Source organism: Actinobacillus porcitonsillarum, assembly GCF_003101015.1.
GTDB classification, from domain to species: domain Bacteria; phylum Pseudomonadota; class Gammaproteobacteria; order Enterobacterales; family Pasteurellaceae; genus Haemophilus_A; species Haemophilus_A porcitonsillarum.
Window position 1 is genome coordinate 1917410 of the sequence record NZ_CP029206.1, and the last position, 23174, is coordinate 1940583.

Annotated in this window: 26 protein-coding genes; 9 read left to right on the top strand and 17 right to left on the bottom strand. The window is 36.8% G+C overall.

Annotated elements, in window-relative coordinates; genetic code table 11:
- Positions 1 to 6 precede the first annotated feature (6 nt).
- The 3 genes from DDU33_RS09250 to DDU33_RS09260 are packed head-to-tail and all read right to left on the bottom strand — an operon-like array spanning position 7 to position 3077.
- Positions 7 to 1203: a type II secretion system F family protein gene (locus DDU33_RS09250; RefSeq protein WP_108924836.1), complete on the bottom strand. Its 1197-nt coding sequence runs from the start codon at positions 1201 to 1203 to the stop codon at positions 7 to 9.
- Positions 1196 to 2581 carry a GspE/PulE family protein gene (locus tag DDU33_RS09255; RefSeq protein ID WP_108924837.1) on the bottom strand — a complete coding sequence of 462 codons (1386 nt, stop codon included), beginning with the start codon at positions 2579 to 2581 and terminating at the stop codon, positions 1196 to 1198. The genes DDU33_RS09250 and DDU33_RS09255 overlap by 8 nt, the downstream gene beginning before the upstream one ends.
- A gap of 49 nt (positions 2582 to 2630) precedes the next feature.
- The gene (locus DDU33_RS09260; protein ID WP_005823732.1) at positions 2631 to 3077 is read right to left on the bottom strand and encodes a prepilin-type N-terminal cleavage/methylation domain-containing protein; all 447 of its coding nucleotides are present in this window, start codon (positions 3075 to 3077) and stop codon (positions 2631 to 2633) included.
- Positions 3078 to 3262: 185 nt separating this feature from the next.
- Between DDU33_RS09260 and radA the strand changes: the two genes are divergently transcribed.
- On the top strand, positions 3263 to 4642 hold the full coding sequence (gene radA / locus DDU33_RS09265) for a DNA repair protein RadA (protein WP_108924838.1): 1380 nt from the start codon (positions 3263 to 3265) through the stop codon (positions 4640 to 4642).
- A 34-nt stretch (positions 4643 to 4676) separates the two neighbouring features.
- Here the strand turns inward: radA and DDU33_RS09270 are convergent, their stop codons facing one another.
- Complete coding sequence (locus DDU33_RS09270) at positions 4677 to 5162, bottom strand: dihydrofolate reductase (RefSeq protein WP_108924839.1); 486 nt, start codon at positions 5160 to 5162, stop codon at positions 4677 to 4679.
- A gap of 122 nt (positions 5163 to 5284) precedes the next feature.
- Between DDU33_RS09270 and proB the strand changes: the two genes are divergently transcribed.
- Genes proB through nth form a run of 3 tightly spaced genes read left to right on the top strand, consistent with a single transcriptional unit; the run spans position 5285 to position 7800 of the window.
- Positions 5285 to 6376 carry a glutamate 5-kinase gene (gene proB, locus DDU33_RS09275; RefSeq protein ID WP_108924840.1) on the top strand — a complete coding sequence of 364 codons (1092 nt, stop codon included), beginning with the start codon at positions 5285 to 5287 and terminating at the stop codon, positions 6374 to 6376.
- A gap of 23 nt (positions 6377 to 6399) precedes the next feature.
- Entirely contained in the window at positions 6400 to 7164 is a 765-nt protein-coding gene (locus DDU33_RS09280) for a TSUP family transporter (RefSeq protein ID WP_108924841.1), read from the top strand.
- Positions 7165 to 7800, top strand: a complete 636-nt coding sequence (gene nth / locus DDU33_RS09285) for an endonuclease III (RefSeq protein ID WP_005818971.1) — start codon at positions 7165 to 7167, stop codon at positions 7798 to 7800.
- Between the two features lie 199 nt (positions 7801 to 7999).
- On the opposite strand, the gene DDU33_RS11020 is transcribed toward nth, so the two are convergent.
- From DDU33_RS11020 to DDU33_RS09335, 11 genes are all read right to left on the bottom strand, one after another.
- A complete protein-coding gene (locus DDU33_RS11020; protein ID WP_275936216.1) occupies positions 8000 to 8134 on the bottom strand; it encodes a hypothetical protein in 135 nt (44 codons plus the stop codon).
- A gap of 59 nt (positions 8135 to 8193) precedes the next feature.
- Positions 8194 to 9521, bottom strand: a protein-coding gene (locus DDU33_RS09290; protein WP_108924842.1) for an IS3 family transposase whose coding sequence is annotated in 2 segments (ribosomal slippage) — positions 8194 to 9053 and positions 9053 to 9521 — 1329 coding nt in all. Because the reading frame shifts where the segments join, the coding sequence is not laid out codon by codon here.
- Between the two features lie 265 nt (positions 9522 to 9786).
- A complete protein-coding gene (locus DDU33_RS09295; RefSeq protein ID WP_108924843.1) occupies positions 9787 to 10074 on the bottom strand; it encodes a type II toxin-antitoxin system RelE family toxin in 288 nt (95 codons plus the stop codon).
- A gap of 8 nt (positions 10075 to 10082) precedes the next feature.
- Entirely contained in the window at positions 10083 to 10331 is a 249-nt protein-coding gene (locus DDU33_RS09300) for a type II toxin-antitoxin system RelB/DinJ family antitoxin (protein ID WP_108924844.1), read from the bottom strand.
- A 277-nt stretch (positions 10332 to 10608) separates the two neighbouring features.
- Positions 10609 to 10986, bottom strand: coding sequence for a hypothetical protein (locus DDU33_RS09305; RefSeq protein ID WP_108924845.1), 378 nt, complete (start codon positions 10984 to 10986; stop codon positions 10609 to 10611).
- A gap of 21 nt (positions 10987 to 11007) precedes the next feature.
- Positions 11008 to 12012 (bottom strand): hypothetical protein, encoded by a 1005-nt coding sequence (locus DDU33_RS09310; RefSeq protein ID WP_108924846.1) that lies wholly within the window; start codon positions 12010 to 12012, stop codon positions 11008 to 11010.
- 47 nt (positions 12013 to 12059) lie between these two features.
- Positions 12060 to 12737, bottom strand: coding sequence for a hypothetical protein (locus tag DDU33_RS09315; protein WP_108924847.1), 678 nt, complete (start codon positions 12735 to 12737; stop codon positions 12060 to 12062).
- A 17-nt stretch (positions 12738 to 12754) separates the two neighbouring features.
- On the bottom strand, positions 12755 to 13627 hold the full coding sequence (locus DDU33_RS09320; protein WP_108924848.1) for a hypothetical protein: 873 nt from the start codon (positions 13625 to 13627) through the stop codon (positions 12755 to 12757).
- A gap of 12 nt (positions 13628 to 13639) precedes the next feature.
- Positions 13640 to 15154 carry a hypothetical protein gene (locus DDU33_RS09325; RefSeq protein ID WP_108924849.1) on the bottom strand — a complete coding sequence of 505 codons (1515 nt, stop codon included), beginning with the start codon at positions 15152 to 15154 and terminating at the stop codon, positions 13640 to 13642.
- Complete coding sequence (locus tag DDU33_RS09330; protein WP_108924850.1) at positions 15151 to 15489, bottom strand: hypothetical protein; 339 nt, start codon at positions 15487 to 15489, stop codon at positions 15151 to 15153. Before DDU33_RS09330 ends, DDU33_RS09325 begins: the two co-directional genes overlap by 4 nt.
- Positions 15490 to 15497: 8 nt before the next feature.
- Complete coding sequence (locus DDU33_RS09335; RefSeq protein WP_108924851.1) at positions 15498 to 16385, bottom strand: helix-turn-helix transcriptional regulator; 888 nt, start codon at positions 16383 to 16385, stop codon at positions 15498 to 15500.
- A 248-nt stretch (positions 16386 to 16633) separates the two neighbouring features.
- On the opposite strand from DDU33_RS09335, the gene DDU33_RS09340 reads away from it, so the two are divergent.
- Positions 16634 to 16978, top strand: a complete 345-nt coding sequence (locus tag DDU33_RS09340) for a helix-turn-helix domain-containing protein (RefSeq protein ID WP_108924852.1) — start codon at positions 16634 to 16636, stop codon at positions 16976 to 16978.
- A gap of 202 nt (positions 16979 to 17180) precedes the next feature.
- Here the strand turns inward: DDU33_RS09340 and cysS are convergent, their stop codons facing one another.
- Positions 17181 to 18560: a cysteine--tRNA ligase gene (cysS, locus tag DDU33_RS09345; protein ID WP_108924853.1), complete on the bottom strand. Its 1380-nt coding sequence runs from the start codon at positions 18558 to 18560 to the stop codon at positions 17181 to 17183.
- 147 nt (positions 18561 to 18707) lie between these two features.
- On the opposite strand from cysS, the gene DDU33_RS09350 reads away from it, so the two are divergent.
- Together DDU33_RS09350 and DDU33_RS09355 are read left to right on the top strand one after the other, a co-directional pair.
- On the top strand, positions 18708 to 19217 hold the full coding sequence (locus DDU33_RS09350) for a peptidylprolyl isomerase (protein ID WP_005818969.1): 510 nt from the start codon (positions 18708 to 18710) through the stop codon (positions 19215 to 19217).
- 78 nt (positions 19218 to 19295) lie between these two features.
- Positions 19296 to 20534, top strand: a complete 1239-nt coding sequence (locus tag DDU33_RS09355; RefSeq protein WP_108924854.1) for a multifunctional CCA addition/repair protein — start codon at positions 19296 to 19298, stop codon at positions 20532 to 20534.
- 37 nt (positions 20535 to 20571) lie between these two features.
- On the opposite strand, the gene DDU33_RS09360 is transcribed toward DDU33_RS09355, so the two are convergent.
- A complete protein-coding gene (locus DDU33_RS09360) occupies positions 20572 to 20913 on the bottom strand; it encodes a helix-turn-helix domain-containing protein (protein WP_108924855.1) in 342 nt (113 codons plus the stop codon).
- Between the two features lie 157 nt (positions 20914 to 21070).
- On the opposite strand from DDU33_RS09360, the gene DDU33_RS09365 reads away from it, so the two are divergent.
- Together DDU33_RS09365 and DDU33_RS09370 are read left to right on the top strand one after the other, a co-directional pair.
- The gene (locus DDU33_RS09365) at positions 21071 to 21673 is read left to right on the top strand and encodes a transferrin-binding protein-like solute binding protein (protein ID WP_108924856.1); all 603 of its coding nucleotides are present in this window, start codon (positions 21071 to 21073) and stop codon (positions 21671 to 21673) included.
- A gap of 72 nt (positions 21674 to 21745) precedes the next feature.
- Positions 21746 to 23041, top strand: coding sequence for a surface lipoprotein assembly modifier (locus DDU33_RS09370; RefSeq protein ID WP_108924857.1), 1296 nt, complete (start codon positions 21746 to 21748; stop codon positions 23039 to 23041).
- Positions 23042 to 23174: the final 133 nt, after the last annotated feature.

The following is a 23174-nucleotide window of genomic DNA, read 5'->3' on the forward strand; positions in this document are numbered from 1 at the left end:
TACGCATTATTCTACTAACGATCCCATATCAAAAATAGGAAGGTATAAGCCCACAATAATCGTCCCTACAATAATCCCCATAATCAACATTAACATCGGCTCTAATAATTGAGAAATAATGTCAATTTGATAATCCAATTTTTGCTGATAAATTTCATGAATATGCTCGCTCATTTGTGCTAAATTGCCACTTTTTTCGCCAATAAACAGCATTTGAATGACCTGCTCATTAAACAAATTTGGATTTAAACTTTCCGATAGTGAATAACCTTGCTTTAATAGTTGAAGGGCTGTTGTAATTTCTTGCTGTAATTGTGGATCATCAGGTGTTTCAGATAAAAAAGAGCGTAATATTGCATCCAGCCTGATATTCGCATTCAACATTAGGGCTAAATTTTGATGAAAAAAGACAATTCTCGCATAATTAAAAATCTGATTAAAAACAGGTGTGGCTTTCAATAAACGATTTTTAACATGTAAAAACCAAGCTGTTTTTTTAGCTATAAATCTGAAAAGCAACATGATAACAATAAAAAAGAAAATAAATTCGCTAATATATTCTTGTAAAAATGCCGATAGACTAAATAAGATTTCCGTAATCATCGGAAGGCTTTTCTCTTTTGCGCCATATAATTCTGCAAATTGCGGAACGATAAATAACAATAAACCAATTGAAAGTGAAAAAGAGATCGTTAAAACAACAATGGGGTAAAATAAGATCTTTTTTACCTTTTTTAAGGTTGTTTCTTTCTCTTTTCTGGCTTTAGCTATATTTTGTAAAATAGTTTCTAACTTACCACTTATCTCTCCCATTTTAATCAGTTGGATTTCTTGTTGTGGGATATATTTTTCAGATTTTTCTAATGCCGTTGAAAATGCATAGCCTAATTCAATCCATTTGATTAAGGCTTCTAGCCATAAATAAATTTTTATTTGTGTACAATTTTCTAAAATCATCGCCAATGCCGATTTTAAAGGAATTTTAGCTTTTACCAGCATTGCTAATTGAGAAAGGACTTGAGTTATTTCTTCTGATTGTGGCGATTTTGCTAAAGCAAAATTCCGACTTATTTTGATATGATGATAACCCTTTTTTAACAGCAAATTTTCTAACTCTTCTTGATTTTTTGCTAATCGCTTCCCTTTTTGTTTTTGCTCAAATCGATTTATTGCCGACCATTGATATTCATATACCTTAAACATAGCCTAATACTCTTTTCACTTCCGTTTCATCTGTTATTTTTGCCATGACTTTTTCTTTTGCACTTTCAGCAAGTGTTTTAAAGTCTAAACAAGCGGTCGTTTTTTCAAAAAAATTGCCATTTTTAGATAACAATTGGTAAACGCCTGTACGTCCTTTATAGCCCTGATAACAATGTTCACATCCTTTTCCTAAACAGCTCGGGCAAAGCGTTCGCACTAATCTTTGCGCAATAACTAAGAGCAAGGAATTATTCAATTCATATTCTTTTATCCCTAATTGTAATAAACGTTCCACGGCAGAGAATGCGTCATTAGTATGTAGTGTCGAAAGTACCAAATGCCCGGTTTGCGCAGCTCTTAATGCCATTTGCGCACTTTCTTCATCTCGAATTTCACCAAACATAATGATATCCGGATCTTGGCGTAAAAAAGTTCGTAATAATTGACTAAAATCCAATTGAATACCTCGATTTACTTGTGTTTGAATAATTCCCTCGATTTCAATTTCAATCGGATCTTCAGCGGTAATAATATGTCTCTGATTGTTATTTAAATAACTGAGTGCACTATATAACGTAATACTTTTACCACTCCCCGTTGGTCCTGTGACTAAAATTAAACCTTGAGGTTGTTCTAAGGCAAAAATTAATTTTTCTTTTTGATGTTGATTAAATCCTAGAGATAAAAAATCAGCTTGTGTTGGTTTATTTTTTTGTAAACGTAGTACTAATTTTTCGCCATAATTGGTCGGCAGGCTTGATACACGAAAATCTAAAACATCCCCTAATAACGTTTTAAAATGAAATTGCCCATCTTGTGGAAATCTTGTTTCGCTAATATCTAATTTAGCTAAAAGCTTAATCCGTGAAACTATCCGATTTGATAAATTAAGCGGCAATGTTTTATAAATATGTAAAACGCCATCAATTCTTAATCGAATCATTAAATGTGCTTTTTGAGGTTCAATATGAATATCAGATGCGTTTTGTTGTAAACAAAATTTAAAAAGCTGGTCCAGTGTTTGAATAATTGGATCATTTGGATTTATTATTTCCTCTTGATCTTTTTGGGCTAATTGAAATTCTGATTCTTCATAAACTACTTGTTGTTCAGGCGATAATTCATTAAGTAAATACTTTAACTCTTCCCTAGAAATTAATACGGGCTCAATGGCTTTATGCACCAAAAATGAGAAAATTTCGCAAGCGGTTAAATTATTTAAATCATCAATGGCTAACCAAAGTTTTTCTTTATCTTCTTTTATTGGCACCGCTAAATAACGAAGCAATATCTGCTTTTCATGGCAATTTTTCTGCCACTGTTTTTCTGAAATATCAAATACTTCTTGAGTATTAAGATCACATACTGAATAAGTCATACGTTATCCTCCCCATTCTTTCTACGAGGTAAAAAGAATGGGTTGTTTTTTAGTTAGTCGAACAGAAATTTGCAGGGAATAAGCTGGTATCTGAACCCGTACATGCGGTTTTCCAACTAATCGTATTATTTGCAAATGTTGGGGTCATGCTATAACCAAAGCCATCAACATTTCCTTTTCCTGCCACACTAATTACCCCATTCGTAACCGAAACAGATTTCAAATATTTGGTTTCATCACTTGAGGTTTTATTGGCTTGAATACCATTTGATCCCCCCGAACAATTCGTCACAGCACCGGTATTGTAGATACACACCTCCACATCTGATTTATAAGAGGAAGATGCTCTGAGTAATTCAGATAGTGCCGCTTTCTGGGTATAGGTGGTATATGAAGGGATCGCAATCGTGGCAAGAATGGCAATAATCGCAATCACGATCATCAATTCAATTAACGTAAATGCCTTTGCGGTTTTAAATAAAAATTGAGATTTCATGTAAAGTTCCTTTTGTTAAGCGCAAGATTTGCGCCCTCATAGTTTGCCGAACTCACTCTTTTTTGCGAGCGGCAATCTTAAAATTTTCGAGCACGATCGCAAAAATAGTTGCATAGCATTTACTTTAAGCCGTAAACTTTGCTATTATCTGTTTGTTTTTACAGTGATTTATTTTGAGGTTAAAAATGGCTAAAGCTCCTAAAACAGCCTATGTTTGTAATGATTGTGGTGCGGAATATTCAAAATGGCTTGGGCAATGTAAAGAGTGTTTCTCTTGGAATACCATTAGCGAAGTTCGTCTCATTTCTGCCAAAGAAACAAAGAAAAATGACCGCTTTAGTGGCTATGCCGGTGAAACATCGGGCAAGGTACAGGCGCTCTCAGAAATTAGCCTTCAAGAAGTACCTCGTTTCAGCAGTGGATTTTATGAATTAGATCGTGTTCTCGGTGGTGGGGTTGTGCCGGGTTCTGCCATTTTAATTGGTGGACACCCAGGAGCGGGAAAAAGTACCCTACTCCTTCAAGTAATGTGTGGCCTATCAAAGGAGATCCCGACACTCTATGTCACGGGGGAAGAATCGCTACAACAAGTAGCAATGCGAGCAAATCGATTAGGCTTACCCACTGAACATCTTAAAATGCTTTCAGAAACATCTGTGGAGCATATTTGTAATATCGCCGATCAGGAAAAGCCGAAAATTATGGTTATCGACTCCATTCAAGTGATGCATCTTGCCGATATTCAATCTTCGCCAGGGTCTGTTTCTCAGGTGCGTGAATGTGCTTCATTTCTTACCCGTTATGCCAAAACACGCCAAGTCGCTATTATTATGGTTGGTCACGTAACAAAAGACGGCACATTGGCAGGGCCGAAGGTTTTAGAACATGCCATAGATGCTTCTTTACTTTTAGAAGGCGAATCTGACTCTCGCTACCGAACATTACGCAGCCAAAAAAACCGTTTTGGTGCGGTAAATGAACTCGGTGTTTTTGCGATGACGGAACAAGGTTTACGCGAAGTTAAAAACCCTTCTGCAATTTTCCTTAGCCGTAGCGAAGAATTAGTATCAGGTAGCTCTGTGGTTGTATTGTGGGAAGGAACACGCCCACTGCTTGTTGAAATCCAAGCTCTTGTCGATCACTCAATGTTGGCGAATCCACGCCGTGTCACTGTAGGTTTAGATCATAATCGCTTATCTCTATTACTTGCCGTACTCCATCGCCATGGTGGACTACAAATGTCGGATCAAGATGTATTTGTGAATGTTGTGGGTGGTGTAAAAGTAACAGAAACCAGCGCTGATTTAGCCCTAATTCTTGCCTTAATTTCTAGCTTTAGAAATCGCCCACTACCACAAGATTTAGTCATCTTCGGCGAAGTCGGCTTAGCCGGCGAAATACGTCCTGTTCCGAGTGGTCAAGAACGTATTTCTGAAGCCGCAAAACATGGTTTTAAACGTGCCATCGTACCTTTTGGTAACATGCCGAAAAAAGCCATTAAAGGTATGGAAGTAATGGGGGTTAAAAAGCTCTCCGAAGCGTTAGATATTTTGGGGAATTTGTAAAAATGAGCCGAATAGTATAACTATTCGGTATTTTTTAACGCTCAAATACCATAAATCGGCAGTCGTATGCATTTTCGGCATCTTTTTCTGACCAAATTTCTTGGGTTAATTGCCAATTTTCTTCGTCAAATTCAAATAGTGTGTCGCCGTCGATGTCTGCTTGAATTTCTGTCAGATATAATTTATTTGCTATCGGTAAAGCCTGCTTAAATAATTCTCCGCCACCAATAATCATAATTTCATCGGTATTTGCAAAACTTTTCGCTAATTCAACCGCTTGTTCTAATGTTTGAGCTGAATATGCTCCATCAACAGAAAAACCTGTGCGAGAGAGAATAATATTTGGGCGTTTTGGCAGTAATCGACCAATAGACTCATAGGTTTTGCGCCCCATGATAACCGGTTTTCCTACGGTATTTTGGCGAAACCATGCCAAATCTTTTGGTAAGTGCCATGGCATGGCATTTTCTTTGCCAATAATATGATTTTGTGTGCGTGCAACAATTAAGCTAATCGTCATGTTTTATCTCGTTGATGATGTTTTATGAAAAATTAAGCGTGATTTTAACATCGATTAGTGATAATTTTTACCTAATTTTGAAATGGGCTAAAATCCGCCTAATAGCATTTGTTGAGGGATATATGAAAAAAACAATCGTGATTAAATTCGGGACGAGCACACTTACTCATGGTTCAAAAAGTCTAAGCCGTCCTTATATGTTGGAATTGGTTAAACAGATCGCTGAATTACATAAACATCATCGTGTTATTGTCGTGACCTCTGGGGCGGCAGCGGCTGGGCGTGATTATTTGGGGCATCCGGAATTACCTAAAACATTAGCTTATAAACAGATGCTTGCGGCGGTCGGTCAAAGCCAACTGATTCGTACTTGGGAAAATTTATTTGATATTTATGGAATTCATATCGGGCAAATTCTCTTAACCCGTGCGGATATCGATGATCGTGAGCGTTTTTTAAATGCTCGCGATACGCTTAATGCACTACTTGAACAGCAAATTATCCCGGTAATCAACGAAAATGATACGGTTGCGACTGAAGAATTTAAAGTCGGCGATAACGATAACCTTTCGGCGCTAGTCGCTATTCTTGCTCAAGCGGATCAACTTTATTTATTAACCGATCAAGAAGGGCTTTTTACTGCCGACCCTCGTAAAGATCCGAATGCGCAATTACTCTCGGTGGTTGAAAAAATCACACCTGAAATCCGTCAAATCGCAGGTGGAAGTTCTACAGGGCTAGGCACTGGCGGTATGAACACGAAAATTACTGCTGCTGATATTGCGACTCGCTCAGGTGTTGAAACCATTATTGCCTCTGGTTCTCGTGAAAATGTGTTAGTCGATTTAGCCAATGGTAAAGCGATTGGTAGTAAATTTTTAGTGCAATCTGACCGCTTGGAAGGCAGAAAACAGTGGCTCTTTGCTGCACCACAAGTGGGTTCTATTACCGTAGATCAGGGCGCAGAAACGGCATTACAACAGCATAAATCCTTATTACCTGTTGGGATTGTCGAAGTAAAAGGCGAATTTGCGCGCGGCGAATTGGTTAAAGTATTCAATCAAGAAGGTAAACCACTTGCTCTTGGATTAGTCCGCTACGGTAGCGAGGCGTTATTACGTATCAAAGGGAAAAAATCAACAGAAATTGAATCGCTACTGGGATATGAGTTTGGAACAGTCGCCATTCACATTGATGAGATGATTATTTATTAGCTTAATCATATTAAGGAAAGGTTATGGAACTCGCTTTTGATACATTGATGATTTTATTTGCCGTTGCAACCTTCGCCGGTTTTATTGATGCAATTGCCGGAGGTGGCGGATTATTAACCATTCCGGCGCTGCTTTCGGTGGGAATACCGCCTGCCATGGCATTAGGGACGAATAAATTGCAATCTTGTGGCGGTTCATTTTCTGCTTCTTTATATTTTATAAAGCAAAAAGCGGTCGATCTTCATCAAATCAAATTGATTTTATTTTTAACCTTTATTGGGGCAACACTCGGCACCATTTTAGTGCAGATGATCGATGTTAACGCGCTTAAATCTGCTCTCCCGTTCCTCATTTTACTGATTGGGATCTATTTTTTATTTAGCCCTAACGTGGGCGATGGCGAAAGAAAACAACGAGTAAGCTTGCTTACGTTCGCTTTTATTGCTGCGATGCCGATCGGTTTTTATGATGGTTTGTTTGGTCCAGCAACGGGGTCATTTTTTACCTTAGCTTGCCTTCTGTTACTTGGATTTAATCTTTCAAAAAGTGTGGCGCATGCTAAGGTGCTTAACTTCGCGTCTAACTTTGCCTCTCTTCTCTTTTTCATTTTAGGCGGCGCGGTATTATGGAAAGTAGGCTTGATTATGATGGTTGGGCAATTTATTGGTGGAAATTTAGGGGCAAGAATGGTTGTAACCAAAGGTAAAGCGCTCATTCGTCCTATGTTAGTGATTATGTCATTTAGCATGGTCACCAAAATGTTATATGAACAAGGCTTTTTTAATTAAATGAATAAACAAAAACGTATTGAGATTTTAACTCGACTAAGAAATGAAAATCCGCATCCCACAACGGAATTAAACTACACAAATCCTTTTGAATTGCTGATTGCCGTGATTTTATCGGCACAAGCGACAGATAAAGGTGTGAATAAAGCAACAGAAAAACTCTTTGCCGTAGCTAATACGCCACAAGCTATTTTAGATTTGGGCGTTGAGGGGCTTAAAGAATACATTAAAACCATTGGGCTATTTAACAGCAAGGCGGAAAATATTATCAAAACCTGCCGTGATTTAATTGAAAAACATCAGGGGCAAGTGCCTGAAAATCGTGAAGCCTTAGAAGCCTTAGCCGGCGTAGGAAGAAAAACCGCCAACGTGGTATTAAATACCGCTTTCGGACACCCTACTATTGCCGTGGATACTCACATCTTTCGTGTTTCAAATCGAACGGGCTTTGCACCAGGTAAAGACGTGGTTAAAGTTGAAGAAAAGTTACTGAAAGTTGTTCCGGATGAATTTAAAGTTGATGTACACCACTGGCTGATTTTACACGGGCGTTATACTTGCATAGCAAGAAAGCCTCGCTGTGGTTCCTGTATTATTGAAGATCTTTGTGAGTATAAAGAGAAAACGGAGATTTAATCCGTTTCATGTAGTATTTGCACAAAAGCTAATTTTTAAAAAGTGCCGTAGGGTGGGCATCCCTGCCCACCAAAATAACGATATGAGTTTTGATAGAGTGGACGTAAGTCCATGTTTTATAATAATAAAGTAGATGGTTATTTATTATTTTTACCCAAAAACTTCTGAATGTGTATTTAGTCTTGCAAGCTGAAGTACATTACCACTCCGTTGCCATTTTTAGCATTAACGCCATCATTTCTTCTACAGAATTGACTTCGTGGTATTCTGCCTCACCTGCCGTTAGCTCTCGAATTGCCTCTGCGGTTTCCGGTATTATGTAGCACTTGCACAAACATTAAATGTTTTCGTAGGGGCGGGGTTTATAATCTGACCCCAAAAAGTTAGACTGATTTAGTTCAAGGACTGAGTTCTGTATTCCACAGGGCTTAGTCCTTTTAATCTTACTTGAATACGCTCATGATTGTAATAATGAATATATTCATGAATAGCTTGTTCCAGTTGCTCAAAGGTCTCAAACCGTTTACCAAAGTAACATTCCGTTTTTAAACGCCCAAAGAAACTTTCCATTGCACTGTTATCCAAACAATTTCCCTTTCTCGACATACTTTGTACGATGCCGTTTTGCTTCAATATCGACTGATAACTTGCCATTTGATACTGCCAACCTTGGTCAGAATGGAGTATCGGCGTTGCACCGTCAAGCCTTGCTACAGCTTGTTTCATCATTCGGCTTATCTGCTCGAAACTTGGATTTCTTGCCACATCATAAGCAATAATTTCACCGTTAAAGAAGTCCTTAATCGGCGAGAGATAAAGTTTACCTTCTGCACATTTAAATTCACTTACATCAGTGACCCATTTTTGATTTGAGGCCGTGGTGTGAAAATTCTGTTTTAGCAAATTATCTGCAATTTTGCCGACTTCGCCACGATAAGAATGATATTTTTTGCGTTTGTTTTTCCCTTTCAACCCAAGTTGTTGCAGTAAGCGTTGGGCTTTTTTATGGTTAATCAGCCATATTTTTCTTAATTCCAGCGTAATACGACGATAACCGTAATTACCGTCATTTTTGTGATAAATTTTGATAATTTCTTGCTTAATCGCGGCATTTTTATCATCTTTTTCAGCAAGATGATAAAAGAACGTACTCCGTTTTAAATCAACCAATTGCAATAAAATCTCAAACGGAAATTGGTGGCGCAGTTCTTTTACGATACTTGCTTTTTCCGCATTTTTGCTTGGTTGAGTTCCTGTAACTTTTTTAGGATAGCATTCTCCGCTTCCAACTCTAAAATCCGATAACGTAAACGTTCTTCTTCAGTTTTCGGTGGTGGCGGCATTTTAGGATATTTGGGTTTCATACTTGAGCGACCTTTTATTTTGGGTAATAAACCATTTATACCCTGTTTATCAAAGGCTTGCAACCATCGACTGATAGAATTTGAATGAGCGATACCAAAATAAAGGCAGGCATACTCAGCAGAAAATTGTCCGCTTTTGACCGCTTGTACCACGCCTAATTTAAACTCAAAGGAATATTTTTGGGGCTTACCCAACGCTACTAACCCATTGATACCATTGTGGTTATATTTGTTAATCCAACGGTCTAATGTTGTTTTAGGAAGATGAAAATGCTGACGAGTTAATGACCGAATTCTATTATTTTGAAGATAAAATTCGATGACTTTTTGTTTGAAAGATTGGCTGTATTTACTCATAAAAATCTGCACCTTAATTAGTTGGTTGTTTAGTCCAACTTTTGGGGTGCAGATCATTATCCCCGCCCGAATCTTGTTCGAACATCAGGGCTTACGGGGGGGGATAACCCCCCCCTACATAAATTTTCCTAAAATTGATTTTTGTGCAACTGCTACATAATACCGGCGGTTTCTGCATTTGGTTGATAATCAAGTCGGAAAGTGTATGGATCCATTTTTGCCTCCTCTGTAATACATAAAATGAGCTTACAAGCGGTTAATTAATTTACAACCGTTTTAATGCCGTTTCATAAACTTCATTATCCGCTCTTTTACCTACCGTAAGTAAAAGGATATAAATTTCATCATCATTAACTTGATAAACCAAACGAACACCTGCTCGTCTGAGTTTAATTTTGTAACAATTATGCAATCCGCCTGCTAATCGGTTCTTTGGAATATGCGGATTTTCAACTACTTTGTCGAGTTTTTTACGCAACTGTGTTCTAATTGCAGTATCGAGTTTATTCAACTCTTCGACAAAATCATCGTGAACCTTAATTGAATAGGTCATATAACAACCTATGAGAATAATTCATCAAGGGTTGTGTTTTTGATTTTTTCAGGTTCATTTAAACGCTGTTTAACCAACGCATATAAATCCGCATCTTCGTCAGATACAATAATTTGCTTGATTGGCATTCTACCAGTTTCCGCTACATACGCTAAGAATGAACGTATAGCATCTGATGGGCTGATCCCTAAGTTATCAAAAGCCTCAAATGCTTGTTTTTTTACCACATCATCAATACGGATATTTAAGTTTGACATTGTTCCCCCTATGTTTAAGCATAGTGTAAAACAAATGTAAAACACAAACAAGCGGTTATTTTTTACCATTGGGGGAAATCACTTTGTAGAGGAAGGTGGATTTTTGTTGTAAGTAAGATGAGAGATGATAGGTTATGTCGCAATAAGAAAATTGATATTTGGGAGTGGATTTGTTCTTTATCAATCGGAAAGCTTCAACCGTTTTTCTTCAGTATCATTGCTGTCACTTAAATAAAAAAGGATATTTAATCTTAAATATCCTTTCATTATAAAAATACTAATATGTATTTTTACGATAATCCGCAATGAATTTATCTGCTGTTTGCTGAATTTCTCTCATTGGACTCTTTCTAGAAAGTTGAATCATATTATGTCCACAAAACTTTAAGGTTTGCTGAATAACATCTTCACTATTATGGTTTACCTTACTTAATAAAGAATCTACACCATACCTTTGATACCGATAATAAACAGCTAAAATAGCAGTACAATCTAAATTTGTTATTCTTTCTTTAGAATTCAGATATGATGCAATCCTCTCTTCATCAAAGTTTCTAAGACGTTGCCAAAGCTCAATGATTTTATCCTCCATAGCTGATTGCATTGAGTCATTAATACTTTTACCAACTTTACCTAAAAAACTAAAAAAACCCATTTTAAATTACCTCATTTTGTATTACATACTTAATGCAACTTTCTTAATATTATTAATATTAGAACTTGCATCACCTAATAATTCACCTTTTTCATTAAGAATCGGTGTATCAATTACTGCTTTCATTAATTGAACTAATTTCAAGCTTCTTAGAACAACTTCTTTATCTGATTGTCCATATTGTTGATAATCAAATCCTTTTTCTAAAGTAATATTCTCTAATACTTTAGTGCTTCTGCGAGAAGCCTTACGCAATAGAGATAATACCTCGATAGAATTAACTGCAATTTCTGCAATACCATCTGTAAAAGTTACTGTAGTGCGAGAATCTTCCTCATATTTCAATGCCAACTCTTTATTTGATTTAGCATCATTTAATTGTTTAGCGGCTTGATTTCCCATATACCAACCAGCAATAGCTAAAGCTGGTGCAATAGTAATCACATTTAACATCATTGCACCGCCTGCCATACCAAATCCACCACTAGCAATCGTACCTCCCCCCAACCAAGCTAATGTCGCATTTGTTGCTGCTGCTCCACTTAATGTACTAATAGCTGTTCCTGTACCTGCTGCGGCAAAAGCCATTGTTCCACTATAAGCACCAAATGCAGCCATAGCACCAGCAGCAGAACCACCGAGAACACCGAGAGAAGAACTCGTGAAAAAAGAAATTTCCTTCTTCAACTCTTCTAATACTTCATTGCTAAATTCAGCAATTTTTAGTTCTTCTAAACTTTGATCTTGAGATAACTCAACATTTTTAATTCGACCAAATACATTAATAAATGAATGAATATTCTTTGTTAGAGCATCATATTTTTTCTGCCCTAATTCTTCTAATGCTTGTTCACAAATTTCTCTAGAAGCTTCTAAAGATTTATTTGCAGAATTAATAATTTCTTGAGCAGAAGCATTAATATCTTTTGCTTCACTATTATCTTTTACTGCTTTTCCACCCTTATATAATCCCCAAAGAGCAGAAACTCCCATACCGATTGCTACTGGAATTACTGGTAATGCCATTTTAATTACTCCTATATAATAGATTAGATTTATTGATTGCTAAAAATTTATTCTTCAATTAACTCTCTTATATTTTCATTGATTGAATTTAACTTATTTCTAGCAAAATAATACTCTTTCGCCATATCTTTAAACTCATCAACATATTCAAAATCAATAGAGAATAAATTACATAACTTCCTTAAAATAAAAATAATAGACTCATAATTTCCATATAATAAAGATAAATAAATCAACTCGAACAAGAATGTTTTCTTATCTTTTTCTGATAACTTAAGATCTTTTTTATCTAAAATACCTTTCAAAGCAACACATAATATTTCTTCTTTTATCATAGGTATATAAGTCATACACTTATTAATAGCAGCAGGACTAGTACTAATAATACTTATACCTAACTTTTCCATTAACACTAAAGTGTCTTTCTGAATGTTTCTATCATCTCTATATTTAGAAAAAACAATATCAACCGCTCTAGTTATAGATTGAGATAAATTATTATCATAAGAATTTAGTATCTTATCTAAATTTTTCCTTTCAATATCCAACTCTTCTAAATATAAGTTTAAGACATTTCTCTTATTTGCATTAAAATAATGATCAAAATATAATTTTGTTCCATTATTTGAATAATAATTCAATTCATTGTCTGCTATGGATATCAGTACAGCAAGTTCAAGAGCAAGCTCTTTTTCACTGCTACTATATTTCTGTAATAGGCTCATCTAAAACTCCTATCTATTTATTCTGAAATCAGTTGATTAGCTTCTCTGAAGCACGAAGAAAATCCAGATACAACATCAATAAATTCTGGAATATATTCCATATCTAGCTGTAAATTCATCGCAATGCTCTCAATTAACTCTTTTTCAAATGAGTTAAAGTTTCCATTTACATAAGCTATAAATATCAATTCAAATAAGATAATTTTCTTATCTCTTTCATTAATCTCAATAGGGGTATGTTTTATAAGTGGATATATTCCCGCAAATACGTGTGCTTTTGCCATAAAAGGAGGCTCTCCCCATTTTTTCGTATATATCAATCCTGCAGCTGTTTTTTTAATAATTTCCTCTTTTACTGACGGGATATGGGCTATTTCTGATAATAGAGTATCTTTTTCTAACTCAAATATATTCAATCCTTTTTCAGATATTCTACTTAAGAGTTCTTTTTCGATTTCTTTATCATTTTTCTTATCTTGATATACTTCTGATAAAACATCAGAAAGACAAAGAGAGAAATCTGTACTTACAGGGAACTTAACCTCTTCAGTTTTTTTAGTTTTATTTGCAACAGCGACTGCTGCTAAACCTAATAAACCAGTAGCAGCAACAATTGGGGCTACACCTCCAAGTTTAGAGGGAACCTCAACAGTACGTGATAAATAGGTTTTCTCATCATTTAATAATCCCAGCAAATAATCTTTTTTACCCATTTCTTCAGCATACTGAAATAGCAAGTCAATTTCATAATCGCTTAAATAATTAGAAAACATAAGTTTATAACCATTATCTTTTCTATTTACTTTTTCATTTTCAGAGATTGCAACTAAAACAGCCAATTCTAAAAATAACTCTTTAACTCCATCATTACTTAATTTATTTAAAAACATAGAATGCTCCTATCAAATTTTTAACGTACTATCAGATAACATAAATTCATTAAACTCATCAATATTATTGAATGGTAGTTTTTTACCAAGAATATCAGAAAATTGATCGATATTTTGACAAAAATCATCAATATTAATATTTTGATTTTCTAATAAATTAAATAGTTTCTCGGATTCTATTCTTAACTCTGAAAGCTTATTAGCAAATAAATTATCTAAGTAATATCTATATCCACGCATTGCAGCTCTTGCCCTTAAACAACACATTTCTAGATATTGATACCGTTCTTCAGAAGCTTTTACTTCATCAAGCGAATCTAAAAAACTATGATAAAAATTATTTGTTAATGTATAACCAACCATTCCTCCAATTAAACCACCTAACACAGGAATCGGTATTGCAATTTGCCCAATCATTGAAAAAGTCGCAGTAGATAGCGTGTTATTTGCAACTCCACCAATCTCTCTAAATAATTCTGTTTCATTAATTTCGCCTTTAGCATATCGTTTAATCGATTTCCCAGTAGAAATACAAGTTGAAACAATCATTGCAGGAAGCCCTGTTTTTGATAAATTGCGTATAGCCATCTTTGACGATTGTTGCATTACACCTTTAATTGCTGATCCCGCAAATGCAGTCCCATAACCAACACCTGCCGATTTCAGCGTATCTTTTGTTGTATCAAAAAGAGCATCAGCAAATTCTTTATTGCCAGACCTCACTGCAATCATATTAGTGATTAGAGAAATACTTCCCCCAATAGCTGCACCAAATTTTGCACCTTCAATGCCTGCTCTATGGCTTACTTTTGCAATATCTTTTGCTGTTTCCCATTTTGGATTGAGACGATATTTAATTGCTTCATCTGTTGAAATTCCTGAATCACTAATTTTTGTGGATAATTTTTCATAATTATCAGCTGTTTTATTTAGCTTTTCAGCAACATCAGTTTTCCCAGCTTTAGCCGCTGCTTCTGCATTTTTCCGTAATTCATTAGCTCTTCTACGGCAATACTCTTTTGCTTTTTCAACTTGCTCAGTAGGTAAATCAAGTCGATCAACATTCATATAACGGGATAAATCATTTTTGCCTCCCCCATTACCTTCTGCTATTTTCCTAAGTAATGATTCAGGATCAGTTACAAATTTCATCTGAGATGTAATCTGTTCTCCCGATGCAGTAATTTCCACAATATCAACTACATTATGATTTTTCCCAAATTCAGCTATGTCCTCACTGCGAGAAAATGTTGAACCTGTTTTATTAATAATTGCTTCCGCATTCTTTCTAGAAACGTGAGCGACTTCCGCAGAAAACCCTGCTTGTTGTTTAACAGTTTTTTCAACATCATCAGGATTAATTTTGTAGTTACTAATATCTGTCAAACTACGGTCAAATTTAATCCCTGTTTCATAATCAATACCTCTAAGCCCTTTTAAAAATTCAGCACCAGCACTGCCATAGCGGTTCACTAGTTCCTGTGAACCTGCTGCCACCATATATTCTTTAAAATCATCTTTCTTCATTTTTTACTCCATTTCTTCCAAACCACCCCAACCCTTTTATTTGCAATATCTCGATAGATTTCATAATCAGGGTTTAAGGTCAGTAAATTATGTGCTGCAATTGCTGCAAGGGATAAAATGCCCCAACGGGGATTTAATACCGCTGATAAGCCTACGGCTAAGCGATTTTTGGTATAAAGGCGACACTTCAAATTTAAACTTTCAATATATTTTTCAAGTTCTTGACTAAAGGCGAATAAATTACCTGCATCAATGCCACAGATTTCAAAACTTTGACGTTCATTAATTAATGCTTTAATGGTTGAAAATGGCTCGCTAATATCAATTTTTTTCATATTTCCCCCTAATCATTCGCAATATATTGTTTCAACTTCTCCACCATTTTTTCCTGCAAGCCGTTAGGGCTGATGATGGTTAAATGGGGAATCCAATATTGCACAAGCGGTACGATGTCGAGTTCGTTTACGTTTTCGCTGGCTAAAATCAGTTCGCCGTTTTCCGATTTATGCACTAGTTTTTGGTTAGGCAGTAAATTTCGGCGAAGGAAGTAAGGGGCGGCAAAGCTGGATACTTTGACCAATACTTCACTGAGCTGATTGCCAAAAGAGATACTGTCGTTACTTTTGATCTCTTCTTGTAGCTGTTGGTTTGGCTCGAAGGTTTCTTCTAGCTTAGTTGCCATTGAAATTTGGGTAAAGCAGAAGGTTTTTTGTTTGTCTGCGTCTGTGCCAATTAAGTACCAAATGCCATTTTTATTGATCAGACTGTAAGGGGCAATTTTGTAAAATTTCCCGTCATTTTGACCGCTTTTTTTATATAGAAAACTCACAAATTGGCACTCTTCAATTGCTTGTTTCAGTAGGCGGAATTCATTTTCAAGATGGCGGATATCTTCATATTGAAAGCCTTTGACTTTCACACTTTCGGTTAATTTTTCTTGATAAAATGTTTGATCCACTTTAGGGAATAAATCGGCTACGCTGGCAAAACGTGCAAAACGTTCAATATCTTCTTTATCTAAAAAGCCTAGCTTTTGGGTGTTTAATTTGTAATAACGAGGTCCAAATTCTTCCCAATCTAGAAAAGTCAATCGATCTCGAATATCACGTTGAATAGTGCGAAGGTTTACTTCAAATTCTTCGGCTAATTGATGGGTATCAAGGCGTTTGCCTTGATTAAGGAGAATTAAAATCTCACTTAAGCGTTGAGCTAATATTTTACTTTTTTGCATAATGAATATCCTATCTCATTTGTTGGCGTGAAGTTTAGCAATGCTGTGCGACAGGTCGTGTCATGGCAATAGAAAAAGTAAAATATTTTTTCATTTTGGTTGTTTAATACTAGAAAAACGCCTAAAAAGTGAATTTGCATATATTATTTATTCCAACTAGATTTTTCAAGTCTAGAGTAGATGTTGTTTGCTATTTATCAAAGAATGTTAGCGCCTATCATTTCCTTACATAATAAAAGGGGGATTGGGTGTTGGACAAAAGTGAACAATTAGTACAAAGCATTGGGCGAGCGATTTCAAAATATCGACAAGCCGTTGGGCTAACACAAGCGCAATTAGCCGAAATTTTAGGCATTAGTAATGATGCGGTTTCTCGCATGGAAAGGGGAAAAAGCGTGCCGTCAGTGTTGCGGTTGTTAGAGCTTTCTGAAATTTTTGGTTGTGAAGTAGCAGATTTATTAACCGAGAGTAGCAACCGTTCAATCGATCAGGCGCGGAAATTAGAATTATTATTTCATCATTTAGAAGATAGCGAGCGCAGTGAGTTGGTTGCGTTGATTGAGAGAATTGTGAAATGGAAGCAGGGGAAGTAGTTTTTCCCCTATCTCCGTAAACGGAGGGCAGACAAATAAAAATATGGGATTTTGTACCATATCTCCCGAGCATATTTCAGTGCTAAGGGGAGCAAGGATACCCACCCTGCAAAAATTAAAGGTTTATGCAACTGCTACATAATATCGGATATAATTAAACTGAATATCTATCAGGGCAAATATAATTTGCCCCTACCGCATATTACGCCTTACGCCAAATTGTGCCGTTTGGTGTATCTTCTAAAACAATATTCATTGCTTTAAGTTTATCACGCACTTCGTCCGCTACTGCCCAATTTTTATTGGCTTTGGCTTCGTTGCGTTGTTTAATTAACGCTTCGATTTCTGCAGCTTCATCGCTATTGGTATCGCCTTGCAAGAAACTTTCCGGCTCTTGTTCTAATAACCCCAATACGCCAGCAAGCTCTTTCAGACGAACCGCTAAACCATTGGCTTTCGCCATATCTTCCGTTTTCAGTTTATTCAACTCGCGGGCGATTTCAAATAATACTGCTAAAGCTCCCGGTGTATTGAAATCATCATCCATTGCAGTTTTAAAGGCTTCAACATAATGTTCGCCACCTTCGGCAGCCCCTGAAACATCACAACCACGTAGTGCTGTGTATAAACGCTCTAATGCAGAACGAGCCAAGTCTAAATTCTCTACGCTGTAATCTAACAAGCTACGATAATGCGCTGTTAAGAAGAAATAACGTAAACTTTCAGCATCATATAACCCTAACATATGGCGGATACTAAAGAAATTGCCCAATGATTTAGACATTTTTTCTTTATCAATGGTCAGCATACCGGTGTGTAGCCAATAATTCACATAATCGCCGCCGTGGGCACAGCAAGATTGGGCAATTTCATTTTCGTGGTGTGGGAACATTAAATCCGAACCGCCACCGTGAATATCAAAATGTTCGCCTAGCTCTTTGCTGTTCATTGCAGAACATTCGATATGCCAACCCGGGCGACCATTCCCCCACGGACTTTGCCAACTTGGTTCGTTCTCTTTTGACATTTTCCACAAGACGAAATCCATCGGATTTTTCTTCACAGATTTAATCTCAACACGAGCGCCCGCTTGTAATTGCTCAAGATTTTGGCGAGATAGTGCGCCATACTGTTTGAAACTTTCCACATCAAACATCACATCGCCATCTTCTGCCACATAAGCGTGTCCATTTGCGATCAGTTTTTCAACCATCGCAATAATCTCAGGAATATGTTTGGTTGCACGTGGCTCAACATCAGGGCGTAAAATGTTTAATGCATCAAAGTCTTTATGCATTTCTGCAATCATTCGATCCACTAGCTGATCGCAAGTCTCTTTATTTTCTAATGCACGTTTGATGATTTTATCGTCCACATCGGTAATATTACGCACATAACGCACGTTATAGCCCGAATAGCGTAAATAGCGCACAATCACGTCAAAGGATACAAAGGTTCGACCGTGCCCAAAATGGCAGAGATCATAAACCGTTACGCCACAAACATACATACCAATTTGGTTCGGGTTAATCGGCTTAAATTCTTCTTTTTCACGTTTTAAGGTGTTATAAATTTTGAGCATAATATCCTCTGAATAAAAATAGAAAATTCAAAAATTTCCCGAAGTTTAGCAAATAAGCGGTCAAATTTAGAGAATTTTTTGCAATTTCTCTTAAACTTTTTAATAATAGTGCCTGAAATTTCTTCCCCAAATGATAAGGAACTTAAAATGATTACATTACACACGAATTTTGGCGACATTAAAATCAAATTAGATTTTGATAAAGCCCCAATTACGGCAAAAAACTTTGAAGATTACTGCAAAGAAGGCTTTTACAACGGTACGATTTTCCACCGCGTGATTGACGGTTTTATGATTCAAGGCGGCGGTATGACATCAGGCTTAATCGAAAAGCCAACCAAAGCACCAATTAAAAATGAAGCAAACAACCGTTTAAGCAATAAACGTGGCACCATTGCAATGGCTCGTACTTCAGATCCACATTCAGCCAGCTCACAATTTTTCATCAACGTGGCAGATAACACTTTCTTAGATTATCGCTCAAAAGAGATGTTTGGTCGTGAAGTTGTGCAAGAATGGGGCTACGCTGTTTTCGGCGAAGTGGTTGAAGGTATGGACATCGTTGATAAAATTAAAGGGGTAAAAACCGGTAATAAAGGTTTCCATCAAGATGTTCCAACTGAAGATGTTGTGATTGAATCTGTTAGCGTAGCGTAATAATTTGACCGCTTGTGATAAACAAGCGGTTATTTTTATGGCTACAATCTCGTTTCTTTTTTATTTCAGGGGATTATTATGCAAATCTATCTTGTCGGTGGTGCGGTTCGAGATCAATTATTAGGCTTGCCTGTCAAAGATCGTGATTTTCTTGTCGTAGGTTCAACGCCGGAACAACTTTTATCACTCGGCTACCAACAAGTGGGGGCAGACTTTCCCGTATTCCTACATCCTCAAACCAAAGAAGAGTATGCTCTCGCTCGTCAAGAACGCAAGCATGGTAATGGCTATAATGGCTTTATTTGTGATTTTTCCCCTGAAGTAACTTTAGAACAAGACCTGATTCGCCGAGATTTGACAATCAATGCAATGGCACAAGATCCGACAAGCGGTCAAATTTTTGACCCTTTTAGCGGAAAACAGGATTTAGAAAATCGCCTATTACGCCACGTATCCCCTGCTTTTGAGGAAGATCCTCTACGTGTTTTACGTGTTGCACGTTTTGCGGCTCGCTTCTATTTGCTTGGTTTTCGCATTGCTGAAGAAACCAAATCTCTTATGCGAAAAATGGCAACAGATGGCGAACTCAATCATCTAACGGCTGAACGTGTTTGGCTCGAAACAGAAAAGGCATTTCAAACCGACTCTCCGCACATTTATTTTGCTGTTTTACATGAAGTAGGCGCTTTAGCCGTGTTATTTCCTGAAATGGAAAAGCTCTTTGGAAAGCCCCAACCGGCACAGCATCATCCAGAAATTGATTGCGGTATTCATACGTTAATGGTTATTGAACAAGCGAAGCAATTAGCAAAAAAAGCCGAAAATCCGACCGCTCTACTTTGGGCTGCACTCTGCCACGACTTAGGGAAAGGCTTAACGCCTGATGATATTTTGCCTCATCATTATGGGCATGAAATGAAAGACATTGCGCCAGCTCGTGAATTATCTAACCGTTTAAAAGTGCCAAGTGAAGTAAAAGATTTTGCGTTATTAGTGACCCAATATCATACACATTGCCATAAAATGGCTGAATTACGCCCTGAAACCGTGTTAAAACTTTTTAATGCCCTCGATGTTTGGCGGAAGCCTCAACGTTTCCAAGATTTTTTACTGGCATGTGAAGCCGATAGCAAAGGTAGGCTTGGTTTTGAAGAGCGAGCGTATCCACAAGCAGAATTAGCCCAACACTATTTTCAAGTAGCGAACAGCGTAGATGTTCAACAGGTTATTGCGGACGGGTTTGAAAAAGCGGATATCCGAACAGAGTTAAATAAACGCCGGCAATTAGCAATTCAGCGTTACAAGAATAATACATAGAAAAAAAGGGGGAGCTAATATTATTGGCTTCCTCGTATTATTTTAATGTTTCAAGAAAAGTGATAAATGCTTCTTTTTGAACAGAAGACAGGCTATCCCATTTTTGGTTTATTTCTATCTCTTTTAATTCCTTTTCAGTAAATTCGGCAGGAATACAATCTTGGAAAAACCAATTAATGGGCGTTTTAAAAAAAATAGCAATATCAATCAAGTGATTAACGTTGATTTTACTTGCACCTCGCTCATAGCGTGAAAGTTGTTGCTGGGATAAATTGATACATTCTGACAACTTTTCCGCTGAATAACCAAATTCCTTTCTCTTTTGCTGAATACGCTGCCCAATTAATCTATCTGTCATTTCCGCAGGAAGCTGTGCCATTTTAACCCTTTTCATTTACTAATACTCATCTATTCACATTTTGTGTATTTTTCTACTTGAAAACAGCGTTATAGATAAGTAAAATCATCTTTAATTACTTATCTATTAACTAAAATCGGAAGATTCTGATTATTTCTACTTATTAAAGGATGTGCTTATGAGAAAATTACTTCTTTCTGCAATTTTGGCTGGATTATTAACCGCTTGTAGTGGTGGCGGTGGTGGTAGCGGTACAGCAACAACACCTGATAATTCTAAAGTTGATTTAACCAACAGCCCGAAAGGTGATGTTGGTGCTAAAACTGTTGATGGAGAATTGTACGGTCAAAATAGCAACGACTCTTTTTATGGTATTTGGTTAAATGATAGCAAAACCTTAAAAGAAGTTCGTTATCAAGGAACCGCTGCAACAAATTTACCATCAGGTAGTGCAACTTACGTAGGCGATGCTTATTGGGTAAGTGGCACAACAGGACAACCATCTAAAGGCGGTAAAACTACATTAAACGTTGATTTCGACCAGAAAACGGTAGATGGCAAAGTTGAATTTAGCCTATTCACAGATGGGCGTGCACAAGATATTACGCTACACCAAACCCAATTAAATGGCACAGAATTCAAAGGCAGAGCAACCACTTTATTACAAGAAGGCACTTATGAAGGTGGCTTATTCGGTAATGGTGCAAAAGAAGCAGCAGGTATTGCTACCTTCAGCGGCGATAGCAGTTATAACACCTCATTTGGTGGTATTCGTTACTAATTTTCGTTGAACAATTAAACCTAGTGTGCATAGGCGTACTAGGTTTAAAAATAACTTTTTTTGCCCATTCTTATGCGTTCTCTCTTTTTACTCGCCTTGTGTTGTTCCAATATTGTTTTTGCTGCGGCAACGCCCCTTGAAGAACAACTAAAACAAGCAATTTACCAAGATAATAGCGGTCAAATTCAATCTTTACTTTACCAATATCAGCAACAATCACAGCAAGATTTAACATTAAAATCTTATGCAGAAGCAAAGCTAGCAACCTTACAGCAAAACTATGATGTTGCTATTCGTATTTACCGAAAAATATTGAGCGAACGACCAGAGCTAAATTCAATTCGAATGGAATTGGCAAAAGTGCTGTTTGCGGATCGGCAAGACAGTGCTGCAAGAGTTCAGTTTGATAAAGTGAAAAGTGCCAAAAATCTACCACCTTCAGCCTACCAACTTATTGAACGCTATATTGACGCACTCAATTCAAGAAATCGTTGGCAATTTGATGCAAGTGTTTCTTATCTTAAAACGGATAATGTCGAAAATGTTTCATCGTCTTCGGTGATTGAAAATACGGGATTTGTAAAAGGTGCAGGAATGTTGCCACAAAAAGCCCAAGGCTTCGCCTATAATTTGGGTATAAATCGTGATTTTAATCTAACAGGTTCGCATTATCTCGGTGTGAGTAATGAAACCTACGGCAAAACTTATTGGGATAATCATCAATATGACGATCTTTTTAGCCGTACTTTTATCGGTTATGCTTACAAAAAGAATGATGCCATCTTACGATTACAACCCTTTTATGAAAAACGCTGGTATGGCGGCGATTCGTTTCATTGGTCAAATGGGGCGGAAATCAGTTACAGTTTTTGGCTTTCACAAAATTGGCAAAACCAAACCGCACTTGAATATGAAAAACGCCGCTTTTTCAAAGATAATCCACAAGCTGGGCATATTCGAACAGCTTCAACAACGTTAATTTGGTATCGAAACCCCGAACAGATTTTTTATGTCAGTGCAGCCTTTTCTCAGCAACGCTTACAAGAGCAACAATACAGCTCAGATATTCAGAATTTACGTTTAGGTTGGTTGCAAGAATATGCTTTTGGGATTTCAACTAAATTAAATCTCTCTTTTACTCATCGCCAATTTAAAGATCAAGCGATATTGGGCGGTATCTTGCCACTCGGCAAAACTCGCCAAGATCAGATTTATTCAGTTTTCGCACAAGTTTGGAAACGAGATTGGCATTTATGGGGTATTACACCTAAATTAAATTTGGAATGGCGGAAACAGAAAAGCAATTTTGACACACTTTATTCCTACAAAATGCATAATATTACACTCGCTTTTGAAAAGACTTTCTAACGCAAACATATACCTCAAGTATATCTCGGGTAAAATGCTGCATGATAGTGAGCTCCAAAAAGTTAGAAGCATAATAAAGGTATAGTAAACAAAAGTGTGTTTTTGTAAACTATACCTTTTAATTTCACTTAGC